This window comes from Brevibacterium sp. UCMA 11754, from assembly GCF_021532275.1.
Classification (GTDB): domain Bacteria; phylum Actinomycetota; class Actinomycetes; order Actinomycetales; family Brevibacteriaceae; genus Brevibacterium.
This window is the reverse complement of sequence record NZ_JACBOT010000023.1, coordinates 108,303-122,612: the sequence shown is the minus strand read 5'-3', so window position 1 is coordinate 122,612 and position 14,310 is coordinate 108,303. Positions and strand designations below refer to the sequence as shown.

The following is a 14,310-nucleotide window of genomic DNA, read 5'->3' as shown; positions in this document are numbered from 1 at the left end:
GACCCGCAAACGCCGATAATCGTCAGCATGGGCAATGAAGCGCAGACACATGATCTCGACCGGATGAAGATGCGCGGGCGGATCGTGCGCCGTTCCGCATCATTCAACGTCGCTCACGCCGTCGACGACCTGGGGCCGGGCACTGGAGCCCAGAGCATCCAGCGTGCCCTGTCCCTGCTGGGGCTCGTCGGCATCATCAGCAGCGAGAACCCCAACGGCGCGCCTCTCAGCGAGATCGTGGCCATCAGCGGTCGCCCCAAGGCCAGCGTGCATCGCATGCTCAACGCCCTCATCGCCATGGGATACGTCGAACGATGCGAGGACGGCGGCTACCGCCTCGGCGTGCAGTCCCAGATCATGGGACAGCTGGCCCAGAAGTCCGCCGACCCCGCGATTGAAGAATCCGAGTCGAGTCTGCTCAGGCTCGCCGAGCTCACTCAGGACACTGCGTTCCTCACGATGCGCACCGGCAGCTACTCGATCTGCGCCCGCCGCGAGGACGGCTTCGGCCCGATCTTCAACAACGCCCTGGCTGTGGGCGATCGCCATCCCTTGGGCATCGGCGCAGGAAGCCTTGCCATCATGACTCAATTCTCCGATGCCAAGGTGGACGCCTCCTTCGAGGCCAACTCAAGAATATTTGCCGACCGCTACCCCGAAGTCTCTGTGCCCAGACTCAAGGAGATCATCCGCCGCGGTCGTCACGACGGGTTCGTCCACAACCCAGGGCTCTTCGCCCAGGGATCGTGGGCGATCGGCGTGCCGGTCAGAGTCAAGGGCAGAAAGCCGCGCGCGGCACTGTCGATCGCCAGCATCGAGGAGCGCATGACCGGGGCCCGTGTATTCGAACTGGCCGAGCTTCTCCAACACGAAGCTCGCCAGATCGCCGAGGCTGTGAGCAGCATGGAGGACCAGGCATGACCGACAACACTGTTCAGCCACACGGCAACACCAGCGCACACGAGCCTCCCGGCTACCGCTTCGGCGAGCCCGGTGACGTCGTCATCCATGCAGGGCCCCGGCAGAGTCCGAGAATCGTCTCGGTGCCGACCCGTCAGAGCGAGCATCTCATCGATCTCGCCGCCGGCGATGATCTCTTCGCCGCCGTGACCAGCCTCCTGGAATCACTCGACGTCTCCGGACTCATGGTGGAGTTCACGGACGGTGAGTTCGGTCGGATCGACTACGTCTATCCGGCCTATGGCCCCGATGCCGAGCACCCGATGTCCTTCACCTCCGATTTCCAACACGATGGGCCAGCAGAGTTGCGGCATGCCTCGGCGACGGTGGGTAAGAAGGACGGTGTTCCGTTCACCCATATCCACGCTTCCTGGTTGACCGAGGGGGGCCTGGCCAAGGGCGGTCATCTGCTGCCCGGCACACTCGTCGGACCGAAGGGTATGCGCCTGCGCGTCTTCGCCCTCGCCGATGCGCAGCAGCTCAGCGAAGCCGACCCGGAGACTGGGTTCTTCGCGTTCGCGCCGACTGCGATGCGCTCCCCCGCCTCGGAGTCTGCTCCAAGCAGCGCGGTCATCTCCCGTGTCCGTCCCGGGGAACTCATCGATGACGCGATCGTGACCATCTGCCGCGCCGCCGGCTTCGACACCGCCGAGGTGCGGGCCAGTCTCGGCAGCACCACCGGTGCCGTATTCACCGACAGTTCCGCCCCATGGCCGGCCGTGGAGTTCACTCACCTGACGGGTTCAGTCAGTGGCGCCCTGGGTGACAACCCGCAGGTCAGCCTCGAGGGCGAAGTCGTCGATGTCGCCGGCGAGGTTCACGCAGGACAGTTGGCCCTCGGGGCGAACCCTGTGGCCGTGACCTTCGAACTCCTCGTGCTGTCGATGTGAAAGGCACTCCTCACACACTCCGCAGGCACACTCGTTCTGCGATCAGCCTCTGGATGCGTCAATGACCTGCCCATAGACCCCGAAATGGGGTTCACCAGCGTCGTTTCTGGGTCGGTAGGCGGCAAGTGACTTCAGCAGCCGCGAGCCGCGCGCACCGGTGACGGGATGCAGATCCATGACCGCACAGCGTGGGATCGGCCCTCCGACCCGAATGCGAATCTCGCCGCAAACCATCTCGCGGCCGTTCCACGTCTCCTCTATATAGGGGTCGTGGGTCTCGACGAGCAGTGTCGCCCTGAATCGAGCCGCTTCGGAAAGGAGATCGGGATGCCCGAGTCTCTCGCCGAGATCGCGAATGGAGGCTGTGGTCACGATCGTGATCGGCTCCCCGAATACGACGTCTCCGCGTGGAACATGAGCCAGACGCACAGGCTTGCCCAGCCACGAGGACAGCAGCGCATCATGTGGACCCTGCATCAGTTCAGCTGCGACGGGCCTGCCCCAGTAATCGCAGGTCAGCACCTCACCCGAGGTTTTCGGTGCAGAGCAGACCGACCGCCCGTCGGGCAGCGAGGTCTCCAGCTGGGCACCGTGAAACTCCGCAGCGACCGCGACCAGCGACGGGTTCTGCACGGTCCGCAGGACCCGCCGTGTGTCGGTGTCGACGAGGCAGTAGCGCCGATCCCCCACGGGTCCGTGCTCGTCGAACGAAGCCTCGGGCTGCGACTGGTGCCGAGTCCCCTTGATCGGGGTGAATCCGATGGAGCAGACGTCGAGAACCTCGTCCGGGAGCGAGGCCGCTGACGATGGTGAAGCTGGTGAGCTCACGACATCACAGCTCCGCCGTCGATGCGCAGGATCTGGCCGGTCGTGAAGGCCGCGCCATCGCTTGCGAGGTAGGCGACCGCCTCGGCGATCTCAGCGGGTGTGCCCATGCGATCCAGGGCCTGGTTCGAGGTGTCGTAGTACTGACCTGCGGTGAGTGCGGACTCCACTGGACCTGGTGCCACCGAGTTGCAGCGGATTCCCTGCCGCCCGTACTCCTTGGCGACCCACTTCGTGAGCGCGATGATCCCGCCCTTGCTCGCCGCATACGCCGGACCCGAACGCGCCCCGGCTTCACCGTCTGACATAGCGCCGCCGTTGATGCCCGAGATCGAGGAGATGTTGATGATCGATCCCGTCCCGGCTTTGATCATGTGCGGGTGGACGGCGGCCTTGATGAAGTTGAACGTCCCGCCGAGGTTGGTGTCCAGGTCACGCTGCCACTGTTCGGCCGTGATCTCGTCGATCCCGATGCGTGCCGCCGTCCCCGCATTGTTGACGAGGATGTCGATCCCACCGGACGCCTCGACGAAGGATCCGACGGCGGCGGTGACCGCCTCGGCGTCGCGGACATCGAGTTCGTACCCGGTGAATGTCTGTTCGGGGAACTGCTTCGACAGACTCTCGGCAGCCGCTTCGGCACCCTTGAGATCGACGATCCCGATCGAGGCTCCGCGTTTGGCCAGTGAGGTCGCGATGGCCATGCCGATGCCCTGGGCGGCACCTGTGACCAGTGCCGATTTGTTCGTCAGCAGATAAGGTTCCATGGTTCTCCTTGAAGATTCGAGAGACAGTGCGGGTGGTGTCGTGGATCGAGGATCTATCCGACGCCGAGGAGGTCGGGCAGCCAGTTCGAGATCGCCGGGATGTAGGTGATGAGCAGCAGGGCGATGATCGCTGCGATGAGGAACGGCATGATGCCGCGCACCACTTCTTCGAGTCTGACCTTGCCGATACCGGCACCGACGTAGAGGTTGAGTCCCACGGGTGGGGTGAACAGGCCGATCGCGAGGTTGACGGTCATGAACACGCCGATCGTCGTCATGTCCACACCGACCGCCAGCAGAATGGGCACGAGAATCGGGATGAACAGGTAGAACGCGCTGATCGCGTCGACGAAGGCACCGACGATGAGCAGGATGATCGTGATCACTGCGAGGATGAGGAACTTGTTGTCTGTGACCCCCAGCACCGCCGATGACACCGTCTCGGCGATGCCTTCGACCGTGATGACGTAGGAGAAGAGACTGGCCACACCGACGATGAACATGATGACGGCCGTCGAGACTCCCGACTCCAGGAACACCTTCGGCAGATCCGGCCACTTCAGCTCGCGGTAGACGAAGACACCGACCAACAGTGCGAATACCGATGCCACGGCACCCGCTTCGGTGGGGGTGAAGATGCCGCCGTAGATGCCGCCGAGGATGATGACGGGGATGAGCAGACCAGGAATGGCCTTGACGAGAGCTGCGAGGAACTCGCCGAAGCTGCCCTCGGCAGGCGCGGCTGTGCCGGTCACGTCGCCGGTTCCGTTCCCGGAGCCGGTGGTCACACCGGTGCCCGCCGAGGTGGCCGAGCCGCTCGTCGACACGGGCCCTCCAGCCTTGTCGGCTTTCAACAGACGAGTCTTCGTCGCACCGGTGCCACCGGTCCCTGCCGCCGAGGACGATGCTGTCGTCGACGATGCGGTCGAGTCCGAGGACACGGCCGCCTCGGCGCCGGTGGTGGTTGCGGGCTCACGGCCTGCAGCCAGCAGCCCCTTGCCCGATTTCACGGGCAGGCCCGCGAGCTCACGAACGCGGGGGACGAAGAGCGCGGCGATGAAGAACGCCACGGCCATGATCACGCCAGGCACGATGCCGGCGATGAACAGGCGGGTGATCGAGATCGAGCCGAACTCGGAGGCGACGACGGCGAAGATGATGAACGCGATCGACGGTGGCACGACGATGCCCATCGAGCCCGAGGCCGCGACGAGGGAGACGGCGTGCTTCTTCTGGTAACCGTTGCGGATCAGGGCGGGGATGAGGATCGCGCCGATCGCGGCTACCGTGGCCGGTCCGGATCCGGAGATCGCGGAGAAGAAGAACGCGGAGATGATCGTGACCGCGGCGAGACCGTGGCTGAAGCGGCCGAAGACCAGGAACGCGAGGTCGACGAGGCGCTGGGAGATGCCCGTGTACTGCATGACGATGCCGGCGAGGACGAAGAACGGGATCGCCAGCAGCGTCCCCGAACTCATCGACGGGAACATCACCGAGGGCACCACGTCCAAGACCTGAAGTCCATCGGTGGTGATGAGGACGGTGACGGCGGACAGGCCGAGTGCGAACGCCACCGGGATCCCCAGGGCGAGGAACAGGAAGAAGCTTCCGAACAGCAGCAGCGTGATCATTTGCGGCCTCCTTGACGGTCGGTGGTGTGGGTTCTCAGTTCCGTGTCGTCGATGACGGGTGCGGCTTCCTGTGCCATGCGCTGCGCGACCGCCTCGGCGGAGGTGTCCTCATGCAGCGACACCCGGGCTGCCTGCAGCGTGCGGACGATTCCAAGGAGGCCGGCCAGCGGAATGGACAGCGTGAACAGCCATTGCGGGATGCCCAGGGACGGGGTCGCACGACCGCGGATGGCCTGGTGGATCATCATTTCGCTGCCCCAGAAGAGGAGCACGGCGAGGAAGACGATCATCAGAGCCGCGCCGATGATGATGAGGGATCTACGGATCTTCGGCTTCGCGTTCTCCACCAGGTAGGTGAATCCCAGGTGCGCGCCGAGGCGGATGCCGACGACCGCGCCCATCATCGTGAGCACGACGAGGAGGTTGATCGTGATCTCTTCGCTGAAGGCCAGCGAGGCTTGGAATGTGTAACGGGAGACGACGTTGACGAAGGTGACGAGGACGATCATCATGAACGAGGCGATGACGACCCAGTCTTCGAACCATTTGACGATTTTCATCTCAGAGTCCTTCCGGAATGAACGCTTCGGACATGTCCTGGCCCCAGATCTTGCGGTATTGGGCGTACAGCGGCTCCAGGGTGATGCGGAACTCGTCCTTCTCGGAATCGGTGAGTTCGTTGACCTCCATGCCGCTGTCCTTGAGCTCCTTGATCAGCTTCTCCTCGCCATCACGGTTCTTCTTGATCTGGAACTCATTGGTCTCCTTGGCCAGGCGGCTCACGAGTTCCTGATCCTCTGCATCGAGAGAATCGAAGAGGTCCTCGTTGACGCCGAAGACCAGCGGGTCATAGGAGTAGTTCCACAGAGTCAGGTAGGGCTGGACCTCCTGCAGGTTCGAGGAGTAGATGACGTCGATCGGGTTTTCCTGTCCGTCGATCGCGCCCTGCTGCAGTGCGGTGAACACCTCGCCGAAGGGCATGGTCGTCGGGTTGGAACCCAGCGACCGGTACAGGTCGGTGTAGAGGCCGAATCCGGGGATGCGGAATTTGAGTCCGTGCAGGTCCTCCGGGGTGTGGATCGGGTGGTGGGTGTTCGTGAGCTGACGCATCCCCGATTCGCCGAATCCCAGGAGGTGGACGCCGTGTTCGGACAGGTAGTCGGCGTAGACGTCTCCGCCCTTGCCCTTCAGTGCTTTCTGGCCATCTTCGACGCTGTCGAAGATGAAGGGAGCGGTGACGGTGCCGAAGCGCGGGTCGACGGCCGAGTAGATGATCGGCGAGTTGTAGGAGAAGTCCTTCGCTCCGTCCATGAGCTGTTCGACGCCTGCGGTGGCCTCACCGGCCGAGAGTCGTTCGTTGCCGAAGACCTTGAGCGTGATGCGCCCGTTCGTCTCCTCTTCGAGGTCCTTCGCGAACTTCTCAGCCGCGATGTACCAGGTGCTCGTCGAGCCGGTCGTGACCGTCATCTTCCACCGGTACTTCTGCTTCCCGTCGTCGGTCGTGCCGAAGTTCGTTCCGCACCCGCTGACGAGCAGGACGAGCGTCACCAGCACGGCGAACCAGGCGAGCATGGTCCTCTTCGTCGGTGTTGTCGGCACCCTTGCCTCCATCATTGAGTTGTTCCTGTCTGTCTTCATCGTCGCGACTGCTTCGTCACGGCTGGTTCTGTGGGTCTGTTCAGGCCCGGGATCTGATCAGGTCTTTGGGGTCAGGTCTTCGGGGTTCCGGCGAAGTGGACGAGTCCGCCGTCGACCGGGATGAGTGTGGAGTTGATATAGCTCGAGTCGTCCGAGGCGAGGAACACAGCGAGCTTAGCAATGTCCTCCGGCTGACCCATCTTCCCAGTCGGGGACAGTGCATGTCTGGCCGCGAGCATGTCCTCGACCGAGGCGTAGTGGCCGCTGATCGAGTTGTGGATGAGTGGTGTCTCGATGAGTCCCGGTGCGATGGAGTTCGCCCGTATCCCCTCGGACGCGTACTGAGCGCCGACGACCTTCGTGAGTTCGATCAGTCCGGCCTTCGATGCGGCATAGGCAGGGTAGTCGTAGCCCATGTAGCGCATTCCGCCCACCGAGGAGACCGTGATGATCGATCCGCCGCCGGCCCTGCGCATGTACGGCAGCGCCTGCTTCATCGCCGCGAATGCTCCCGTGAGGTTGATATCGAGGGCCTTGGCGAAGGCAGTCGTCTCCAGGGTGTCGAGTCCGCCGTTGACGACGATGCCGACGTTGAAGTGCAGCACCGTGGGTTCGCCGAGGCTGCCCGCGCAGTGGTCGAAGGCCGCAGACAGGGAGTCCTCGTCCCCGACGTCGGCGAGAACCGTGGTCAGCCGTGAATCCAGGTCAGCACCCTCGCCGAGTGCCGCCCGTGCGTGGTTGAGGGCCGCCCGGTCGCGGTCGACGATGCACACTTTCGCGCCTGCAGCGAGGAACGCCTTCGCTGCAGCGAACCCATTGTTGACCTGCCCATCCGGGGTGCCGCAGCCGATGGCCATGACGATCTTTCCGTTGAGATCGCTCATCGTGCGCTTCCCCGCCCTTGAGAGTATTCGGCCTTGAGTTCCTTGCGCGCCAGCTTCCCGTACGCCGTGACAGGCATCGCCTCGACGAAGTGGATCTCCTTGGGCACCTTGTACGGTGCGAGCGCTGACTTGCACAGGGTGCGCAGGCGTTCGCTCGGGTCAGTTCCCGCGCTCGCGTCGGCAGCTGGGTCAGCGCTCGCACCTGAGTCGGCGCTCAATTCTGCGCTGGCATTAGCCGCATCACTCGACGCTGGTTCGATGATCGCGATTCCGATCTCTCCCCACTGTGCGTCGGGCACTCCCACGACTACGGCCTGGGCCACCTCGGCGTCGGTGAGGAGGAGTTCCTCGATCTCTCGCGGGTAGACGTTCGACCCGCCGGAGATGTACATATCGGATTTGCGACCGGTGAGGAACAGGAAGCCCGACTCGTCGAGGTAGCCGACGTCGCCGGTGTGGAAGACGCCGTGGGCGAAGGACTCGGCGTTGGCATCGGCGCGTCCCAGGTAGCCGGCGCACACGGTGGGTCCGCCCACGCAGACCTCGCCCTGCTCCCCAGCTGGCAACTCGGCGCCCGACTCGTCGAGGATGATGATGTCGACTCCGGTGCGGGCTCGTCCGCAGGTACCGATGCCGGCGGAGTCGACGGGAATCGTCCCGTGCTCCTCGGGGCGCAGGACCGTGATCGCACCGGTCACCTCGGCGAGGCCGAAGTACTGCACCAGGCAGGGACCGAGGCGTTCTAGGGCACGTGATTGGTCGGCCGCGAGCATCGGAGCACCCGCATAGATGACCCGATTGAGGCTGTGATCGCCCGGCCCCCGGTCTGCGGAGTAACCGGCGACGATGCGGTTGAGGATGGTCGGGACCGTGAAGGCGTTGGTGATCTCATAGCCGTCGATCGAGTCCCACAGAGTGCCCGGATCGACCTTCCCCCCAGGATGGATGACCGAAGGAGTCCCGCCGAAGACCTGCGCGAGCATATGGATGCCTGCCCCGTGCGAGAGCGGCGCGAGTACGAGTGAGGCCCCGTTCTCGTCCTCGACGGGGAAGAGATCGCAGCGATGATTCATAAGCACCGCGCCGAGGTGGCGGTGCGTGAACGTCGCCGCTTTCGGTTTGCCCGTCGAACCGGAGGTGAAGAAGTACCAGCAGGGGTCATCCTCCTCGACCGCGAAGTCTCCAATGCCATCCTCGGCGCCATCTGCCGCATCCGTCTGCGACGACACATCGACTGCGACATCCGTGCTCGAACGCACCACTTCGCCGTCCGCTTCCGTCGAGCGGACCACTTCGCGTCGAGAGGACCCTTTATAGGCTGCGCCATCGCCGCTAAGTGGTCCGCTCGATGAGGGTGATCCATCTGGCAGCTCACCGATCCACAGCACGGCACCGGTGAAGCCTGTCTGCTTCAGGGCCTCGACGAAGTCGGCATGGGCGCGGTCGACGATGACGGCAGCAGGCGCGACATCGGCGCAGATGCTCAACAGCTCTTCGGTCGACAGGGCAGCGTTGGGTGGGGCGATGACGGCACCGGCACGGATGATGCCCCAGAAGGATTGGATCACCTCGGCGTGGTTGGCCGAGACGAGGAGGACGGTGTCACGCCTGCCCACTCCCCCGTTTTGGAGGCTTCGAGCGAGTGCCTCGGCGCGATCGTCGAGTTCGCTCCAGGTCCAGCGCACTGAGTGGTCGTCGTCGATGACGGCGGTGTGGTCGGGTATCCGACGAGCAGTCTGAGTGAGGAAGCGGGAGACGTTGACCCCGCGCCGAGGTGCGGGCGTGAAGTCCTTGGCCGGCGAGGTCTGAGAGATGGCGCGCATCAGCGTGCGCGCTCGAGGATCGAGGCGAAGTTGGATACGGCGGCTCCGCCCATGTTGAAGACTCCGGCCAGTTCTGGATCCTGAATCTGAATGCCTGGCGAGCGGCCCGTGAGCTGGGATGCGGCGAGCGCGTGCATGGAGACGCCGGTGGCGCCGATCGGGTGGCCCTTGGCCTTGAGTCCGCCGGAGGGGTTGACCGGCAGGCGCCCGCCGACAGCGGTGGTTCCGTCGTCGATGAGGCGGTGGCCCTGGCCGGGTTCGGCGAGTCCGAAGGCCTCGTATTCGAGGAGTTCGGCAATGGTGAAGCAGTCGTGGGTCTCGAGCAGGTCGAGGTCGAAGATGCCGATTCCAGCGGCGTCGAGCGCCTGGGCCATGGCGCGGCGGGCTCCGGCCATCTCCAAGGGGTCGCGCTGGGACAGGGGAAGGACATCATTGGCATTGCCCATGCCGCGCCAAGTCACCGCTTGTGGGGCCGAGGCGGCGACATCCTCGGCGGCCATGACGAGTGCAACAGCCCCGTCGGAGACCATCGAGCAGTCGGTGCGGCGCAGCGGTTCCGCGACGTAGGGGTTCTTCTCTGAGACCGTGTTGCAGAACTCGAAGCCGAGGTCCTTCTGCATGTGGGCAAGCGGATTGCGGGCACCGTTGGCGTGGTTCTTCGCGGCGATTGCCGCCAGGGCCTGTGAGTGATCGCCGTAGCGTTCGAAGTACTGGCGGGCGATCTCTCCGAAGACACCGGCGAAGGACTTGAAGTGCTCCTCTTCTTCCCGGTAGCTGGCACTGAGCAGGACCTCGTTGACGTCATGACCCGATGCCTGGGTCATACGTTCTGCCCCGATGACCAGGGCAGTCTTATGTCGGCCGGCGGCAATGGAATCATGGGCGGCGAAGACCGCAGTCGAGCCCGTGGCACAGGCATTCTCATGCCGGTGCGCTGGTGTGAGGGCCAGTTCGGGGAAGACCACCCCGGGAAGCGCTGCCTCGAAGCCCTGCTTCGACAGACCGTTGTTGTAGACGCCGACGTGGATGACGTCGATGTCGGCCGGCTCGAGTCCCGCATCGGCAATGGCCCCTTTGGCGACCTCGGCCATCATCTCGGGAAGAGGCGATTCGGAGCGTCCGAACTTTCCGTGGGACCAACCGATGATCGCAGGCTTGGGCATGGACACTCCTTTGGGTCCGCCACCGAGGTGGGGCAGTCGACAGTAACTCTTGCTGTCATACTTTCGTCAGTCCCAGTAATCGGTCAATACGAATCCACCATATGGAACAAGGAGTGCGTCGGCCGCAGTCGGCGGCGCTGCGTTGCTGGAATTGCCCCGCCGCTGGGACGTCAAAAGCCGCGCCCTGCCTCCACGCTCGCCGAGCTCTCACGCCTCCGCGAACTCGACGGCACCCAGAGGCCGAATATCTTGGCAAGAGGCATGAGCGCAACACAGAACGCCAGACATCCCAGCCCCACCCACAGGTTGCCGTATTCCATGACTAGTATCGGAAACAGCGCTGTGACCAAACCTCCGCCGATGAAAGGGCTGATGAACGGTCGGCTGAGGGCAAGCCCCCGGTAGCCGTTGGACCGCATATTCGGATCGGCCGTGCGAAGCAGCAGAAGGGCGGTCGCCACCACTCCGGTCTGAGTGCCGAACTGCACGAGACCATTCTCAAACCAGTCCCGCTTGAAGATCCGCGGCGCGAGATAATAGAAGATGCACAGGCTGAGAACCGCCATGGTCAGCGAAATGACTGTGAGCGCAATCCAGTTCTCGACAATCACAGGTATCGACAGGCTCGCAACCGCCGATACGACGAGGAGGTCAAGGAACACAGCTGCAATCGCATCAAGCGTCGCCTTGTCGACAAGTCGATAGAGGCTCGTGCGGCAGATGGCCACGTGGACGACGAGTCCACCGATCATCGCCAGAGGGAACAGCGGCATTCCCGTGATGATCGGGTCGAGCACCATCTTGAGACCGAATCCGATGAGGATCGCCACGAGGATCAGGGCAAAGTGGAAACCCAAAGTACTCAATGACTGAGGGCTCAACCGCGTCACCATGTGACCTTCGCCTGCCTCTTTGCCGAGCACATCGGACTCGTTTGCATCCGACTTCTCACCCAAATACTTGAGGTGCCCTCGTCGAGCCCCGATATTGATCAGGATGGTTCCCACGAGAATGCCGAAGATGAGGCTGATCGTGGCAGCGCCCAGAGCCAAGGACGATCCTTCTTCCCACCCCAATGCCGACCATGCTTGCTCCATACCGGCCGCCGTCCCGTGGCCTCCCGACCATGAGGCTTCGAAAATGGTCGAGAACAGCGGATTTGTCCCTGTTCCCTTCTCGAAGAGAAGGAAGAGCAGAAGACACGGAATCGCGACTTGCGCCGCTGTGCTGAACCACGCCATCCAGACATGAGGCCCAGCATCCTCGGCGACTTCCTTGATGCGAGGCAGCTTCTGACCAAGCAGCATCGGTGCGAACACGACCGATATCAGGACGCCGGCCAAACCACTCCAAGTCGCCGAAATCCCCTCGGGCACCAAACCCACGACATTGGGGCCGAGGAGGAGCCCGATCACACCGCCGACAAGCGAGGCGGGGAGGAAGATCCTCCGCAGCAGCGGCACCCAGATCCGGAGGAGAACGCCCAGAATGAGCAGGACCCCCAAACCAGCCACTGCTATCAGCAGCACAGTGAGCCCATCGCTGTCGAATTCCATCATTTCCATGTGTCTTCAGCCCCTCAAACGTTCAATGGCGGTGTGGTCGATCTGACGCGGTCGGCGTCCTGTCGCCAGGAAGTCCGCGATATGGGCTGACATCGCGGGAAGCAATGCCCAACCGTGCCCGCTCCATCCGGTGGCGACGACGACACCTTGAGTACCTGGGATCGTGTCGATGATGGGAAGCTGGTCGACCGAACCGGATTCTGCACGGGACGTGTCGACTCCGAGGCGTGTCAGAGACCCCAAGCTAGGGAACGTCGCCTCCAGTTCGCGGATGCTTCCGGCCACATTTCCTTCCACCGGTGTGCCGGAATCGGTTGCCGGGTCGAAACGTCCCCGCCACCCGCCGCTGAGTTGGATGACACCCTCGTTGTCGACCTTCACCGACAGAGTTCGACTGTCGTGTCCAACCAGGTACGGACACTGAAACACGTTCTCGGGTCGCAACCAGACCGCTTGCGGATATGCCGTCCATGTAGGAAGCCTGCACCCGAAGTTCTCGGCGGCAAGAGATCGTGCAGTGGCATTGCTGGCGATCAGGATCGCTTGACTCGCCTCGACGAGCCCCGAATGGGCAGTCTCGACTGCATGGCGAGCCCCGCTGCCCCGGTCGAAGATGCGCACGACCGGATCGCGCTCGGTGATCTCCGCCCCTGATCTTCTGGCTGCAGCGGCATATGCAAGAGTGGTGTCCTGATGGCCGGCGACACCGTCCAACGGCGCGTACAACGCACCTTGAATCGCTGTGCTTGCCTGAGGGAGTCTTTCCCTCAGCTTCTCTCCGGTCCAGAATTCCGTGGGCACTCCCAGATCGGTCTGTGTCGCACGAATCGCCTCCGCTGCCACCATGCCTCCGCGCATACCGACGGATTCCTTTTCGATCAGATTCACACCCCCTGTCCGCACATAGCCCGTCGGAGCGCCCAGCTCCTCGGCCAAGCTCGGCCACAGCTGATACGCCTCACTGATCAAGGGCAGTTCACGGAGATCACGACGGTTCCCCCGCACACCGCGCTTGCCACCTCCGCCTGAAGCTTCTGCGGCGATCTCGCCGGCTTCCAGGACGCGGACGCTGTGTCCGCTCTTGGCCAGGTGATACGCAACAGCGCATCCATAGGCGCCGGCTCCGACAATGACGAACTCGTAGACCACGAGATCAACCCCCTTAACGATGCGACTCAGATCACGTTCGAGTGTAGATTTTCCTTCATTAAACGTCAATAGGTAGGAAAATCTACATGGGAGAATGGGATCGTGACCTCTAAAGAGATGACTGGCGACGCACAGCGTGAGCCATTGACCCCGAGCGAGGAGAGAGTTGCCGACTTCGCGCAGCGTGACCCGCTGCGGTTTGCCACGATCACGGCAGCCGAGATCGCCGCTCAGACGATGACAAGCGATGCGACGGTCGCACGGACAGCACGAAAGCTCGGGCACGCGGGGATCCGAGAGTGGAAGCGTCTCTGCGCCGACAGCGTCGATCGCGCCATCGGCCTGGATTCCAATCTCCGAACTCAACTCTCACGTCTGCCTGAACGCGATGAGGAGGGAGGGCAGGCAATAGCAATCAAGCGGATTCTTTCGACGTCGGCTCGATCCCTTATCGATCTTGGAGACCAGCTCGACACCGAGACCTTTGCCGAGGCCGTTAGCGCAATCTCAGAGGCGGGTACCGCAACGACCTTCGGTCTGGGCACAGGGTTTCACGCCGCCGAGTATTTGAGCCTCAGCCTGGAACGAACTGGAATCCGCTCGCGAGCGACCACGGGAAGTGGCCACATGCTCGCAGACGTGTTTCCTCGCCTACGGCACGACGACGTCAGTGTCATCGTCGCCCCTCGACTGCTGACCCCGGATATTCTCTGGCACACGGAAGAGTCTCTCAAGCGATGCCACGCGACCGTACTGATCTCTTCAGAATCTCCACCACGTGAACTTGCGAGGGACTTGAAGCACCTCTCACTGCCCAGTGGAGAGGACGCATCGATGAATAGAATGATCTGCACCTTCGCTTTGATCGACGTGCTCGCCTATGAACTCGCCCGGCTCGCTCCAGCTCGCGCAGTCGAGCAAAGCGCTGAAGTCCAGAAGATCCGCAATAGGGTGAACAGGTCTCGCCGAACATAGCGGATGGCAGTACCTCGTACTTGAGGCCACGCCGAATGTC

Annotated in this window: 13 protein-coding genes; 3 read left to right on the top strand and 10 right to left on the bottom strand. The window is 63.2% G+C overall.

Translation table 11 applies throughout. The features are described from left to right. Positions 1-27 precede the first annotated feature (27 nt). Positions 28-921: an IclR family transcriptional regulator gene (locus tag HX613_RS11680; RefSeq protein ID WP_235345483.1), complete on the top strand. Its 894-nt coding sequence runs from the start codon at positions 28-30 to the stop codon at positions 919-921. Beyond that, complete coding sequence (locus tag HX613_RS11675; RefSeq protein WP_235345482.1) at positions 918-1,850, top strand: PCC domain-containing protein; 933 nt, start codon at positions 918-920, stop codon at positions 1,848-1,850. Before HX613_RS11680 ends, HX613_RS11675 begins: the two co-directional genes overlap by 4 nt. Positions 1,851-1,892: 42 nt before the next feature. On the opposite strand, the gene HX613_RS22680 is transcribed toward HX613_RS11675, so the two are convergent. The 10 genes from HX613_RS22680 to HX613_RS11625 all read right to left on the bottom strand — a co-directional run bounded on the left by HX613_RS22680 (position 1,893) and on the right by HX613_RS11625 (position 13,295). Further along, positions 1,893-2,678, bottom strand: coding sequence for an MOSC domain-containing protein (locus tag HX613_RS22680; protein WP_235345481.1), 786 nt, complete (start codon positions 2,676-2,678; stop codon positions 1,893-1,895). Then, complete coding sequence (locus tag HX613_RS11665; RefSeq protein WP_235345480.1) at positions 2,675-3,442, bottom strand: SDR family NAD(P)-dependent oxidoreductase; 768 nt, start codon at positions 3,440-3,442, stop codon at positions 2,675-2,677. The genes HX613_RS22680 and HX613_RS11665 overlap by 4 nt, the downstream gene beginning before the upstream one ends. A gap of 53 nt (positions 3,443-3,495) precedes the next feature. Beyond that, on the bottom strand, positions 3,496-5,073 hold the full coding sequence (locus tag HX613_RS11660; RefSeq protein ID WP_235345479.1) for a TRAP transporter large permease: 1,578 nt from the start codon (positions 5,071-5,073) through the stop codon (positions 3,496-3,498). Continuing rightward, positions 5,070-5,633, bottom strand: a complete 564-nt coding sequence (locus HX613_RS11655) for a TRAP transporter small permease (RefSeq protein WP_235345478.1) — start codon at positions 5,631-5,633, stop codon at positions 5,070-5,072. Before HX613_RS11655 ends, HX613_RS11660 begins: the two co-directional genes overlap by 4 nt. A 1-nt stretch (position 5,634) precedes the next feature. Beyond that, positions 5,635-6,687, bottom strand: coding sequence for a DctP family TRAP transporter solute-binding subunit (locus HX613_RS11650; RefSeq protein WP_235345477.1), 1,053 nt, complete (start codon positions 6,685-6,687; stop codon positions 5,635-5,637). A 95-nt stretch (positions 6,688-6,782) separates the two neighbouring features. Next, entirely contained in the window at positions 6,783-7,595 is an 813-nt protein-coding gene (locus tag HX613_RS11645) for an SDR family NAD(P)-dependent oxidoreductase (RefSeq protein ID WP_235345476.1), read from the bottom strand. Further along, on the bottom strand, positions 7,592-9,418 hold the full coding sequence (locus HX613_RS11640; protein ID WP_235345475.1) for an AMP-binding protein: 1,827 nt from the start codon (positions 9,416-9,418) through the stop codon (positions 7,592-7,594). The genes HX613_RS11645 and HX613_RS11640 overlap by 4 nt, the downstream gene beginning before the upstream one ends. Then, positions 9,418-10,581 (bottom strand): thiolase domain-containing protein, encoded by a 1,164-nt coding sequence (locus tag HX613_RS11635; protein ID WP_235345474.1) that lies wholly within the window; start codon positions 10,579-10,581, stop codon positions 9,418-9,420. Before HX613_RS11635 ends, HX613_RS11640 begins: the two co-directional genes overlap by 1 nt. A 170-nt stretch (positions 10,582-10,751) precedes the next feature. Continuing rightward, complete coding sequence (locus HX613_RS11630) at positions 10,752-12,140, bottom strand: sodium/glutamate symporter (RefSeq protein ID WP_235345473.1); 1,389 nt, start codon at positions 12,138-12,140, stop codon at positions 10,752-10,754. 12 nt (positions 12,141-12,152) lie between these two features. Next, a complete protein-coding gene (locus HX613_RS11625) occupies positions 12,153-13,295 on the bottom strand; it encodes an NAD(P)/FAD-dependent oxidoreductase (protein ID WP_235345472.1) in 1,143 nt (380 codons plus the stop codon). Between the two features lie 102 nt (positions 13,296-13,397). On the opposite strand from HX613_RS11625, the gene HX613_RS11620 reads away from it, so the two are divergent. Beyond that, complete coding sequence (locus tag HX613_RS11620; protein ID WP_235345471.1) at positions 13,398-14,270, top strand: MurR/RpiR family transcriptional regulator; 873 nt, start codon at positions 13,398-13,400, stop codon at positions 14,268-14,270. Positions 14,271-14,310 lie beyond the last annotated feature (40 nt).

What these genes read in the sequence shown, in the direction of transcription:
- HX613_RS11660 (WP_235345479.1), bottom strand. Translation starts at nt 5,073, where the DNA reads ATGATCACGCTGCTGCTGTTCGGAAGCTTCTTCCTGTTCCTCGCCCTG.
- HX613_RS11675 (WP_235345482.1), top strand. Translation starts at nt 918, where the DNA reads ATGACCGACAACACTGTTCAGCCACACGGCAACACCAGCGCACACGAG.
- HX613_RS11635 (WP_235345474.1), bottom strand. Translation starts at nt 10,581, where the DNA reads ATGCCCAAGCCTGCGATCATCGGTTGGTCCCACGGAAAGTTCGGACGC.
- HX613_RS11665 (WP_235345480.1), bottom strand. Translation starts at nt 3,442, where the DNA reads ATGGAACCTTATCTGCTGACGAACAAATCGGCACTGGTCACAGGTGCC.
- HX613_RS11630 (WP_235345473.1), bottom strand. Translation starts at nt 12,140, where the DNA reads ATGATGGAATTCGACAGCGATGGGCTCACTGTGCTGCTGATAGCAGTG.
- HX613_RS11645 (WP_235345476.1), bottom strand. Translation starts at nt 7,595, where the DNA reads ATGAGCGATCTCAACGGAAAGATCGTCATGGCCATCGGCTGCGGCACC.
- HX613_RS11640 (WP_235345475.1), bottom strand. Translation starts at nt 9,418, where the DNA reads ATGCGCGCCATCTCTCAGACCTCGCCGGCCAAGGACTTCACGCCCGCA.
- HX613_RS11655 (WP_235345478.1), bottom strand. Translation starts at nt 5,633, where the DNA reads ATGAAAATCGTCAAATGGTTCGAAGACTGGGTCGTCATCGCCTCGTTC.
- HX613_RS11680 (WP_235345483.1), top strand. Translation starts at nt 28, where the DNA reads ATGGGCAATGAAGCGCAGACACATGATCTCGACCGGATGAAGATGCGC.
- HX613_RS11650 (WP_235345477.1), bottom strand. Translation starts at nt 6,687, where the DNA reads ATGATGGAGGCAAGGGTGCCGACAACACCGACGAAGAGGACCATGCTC.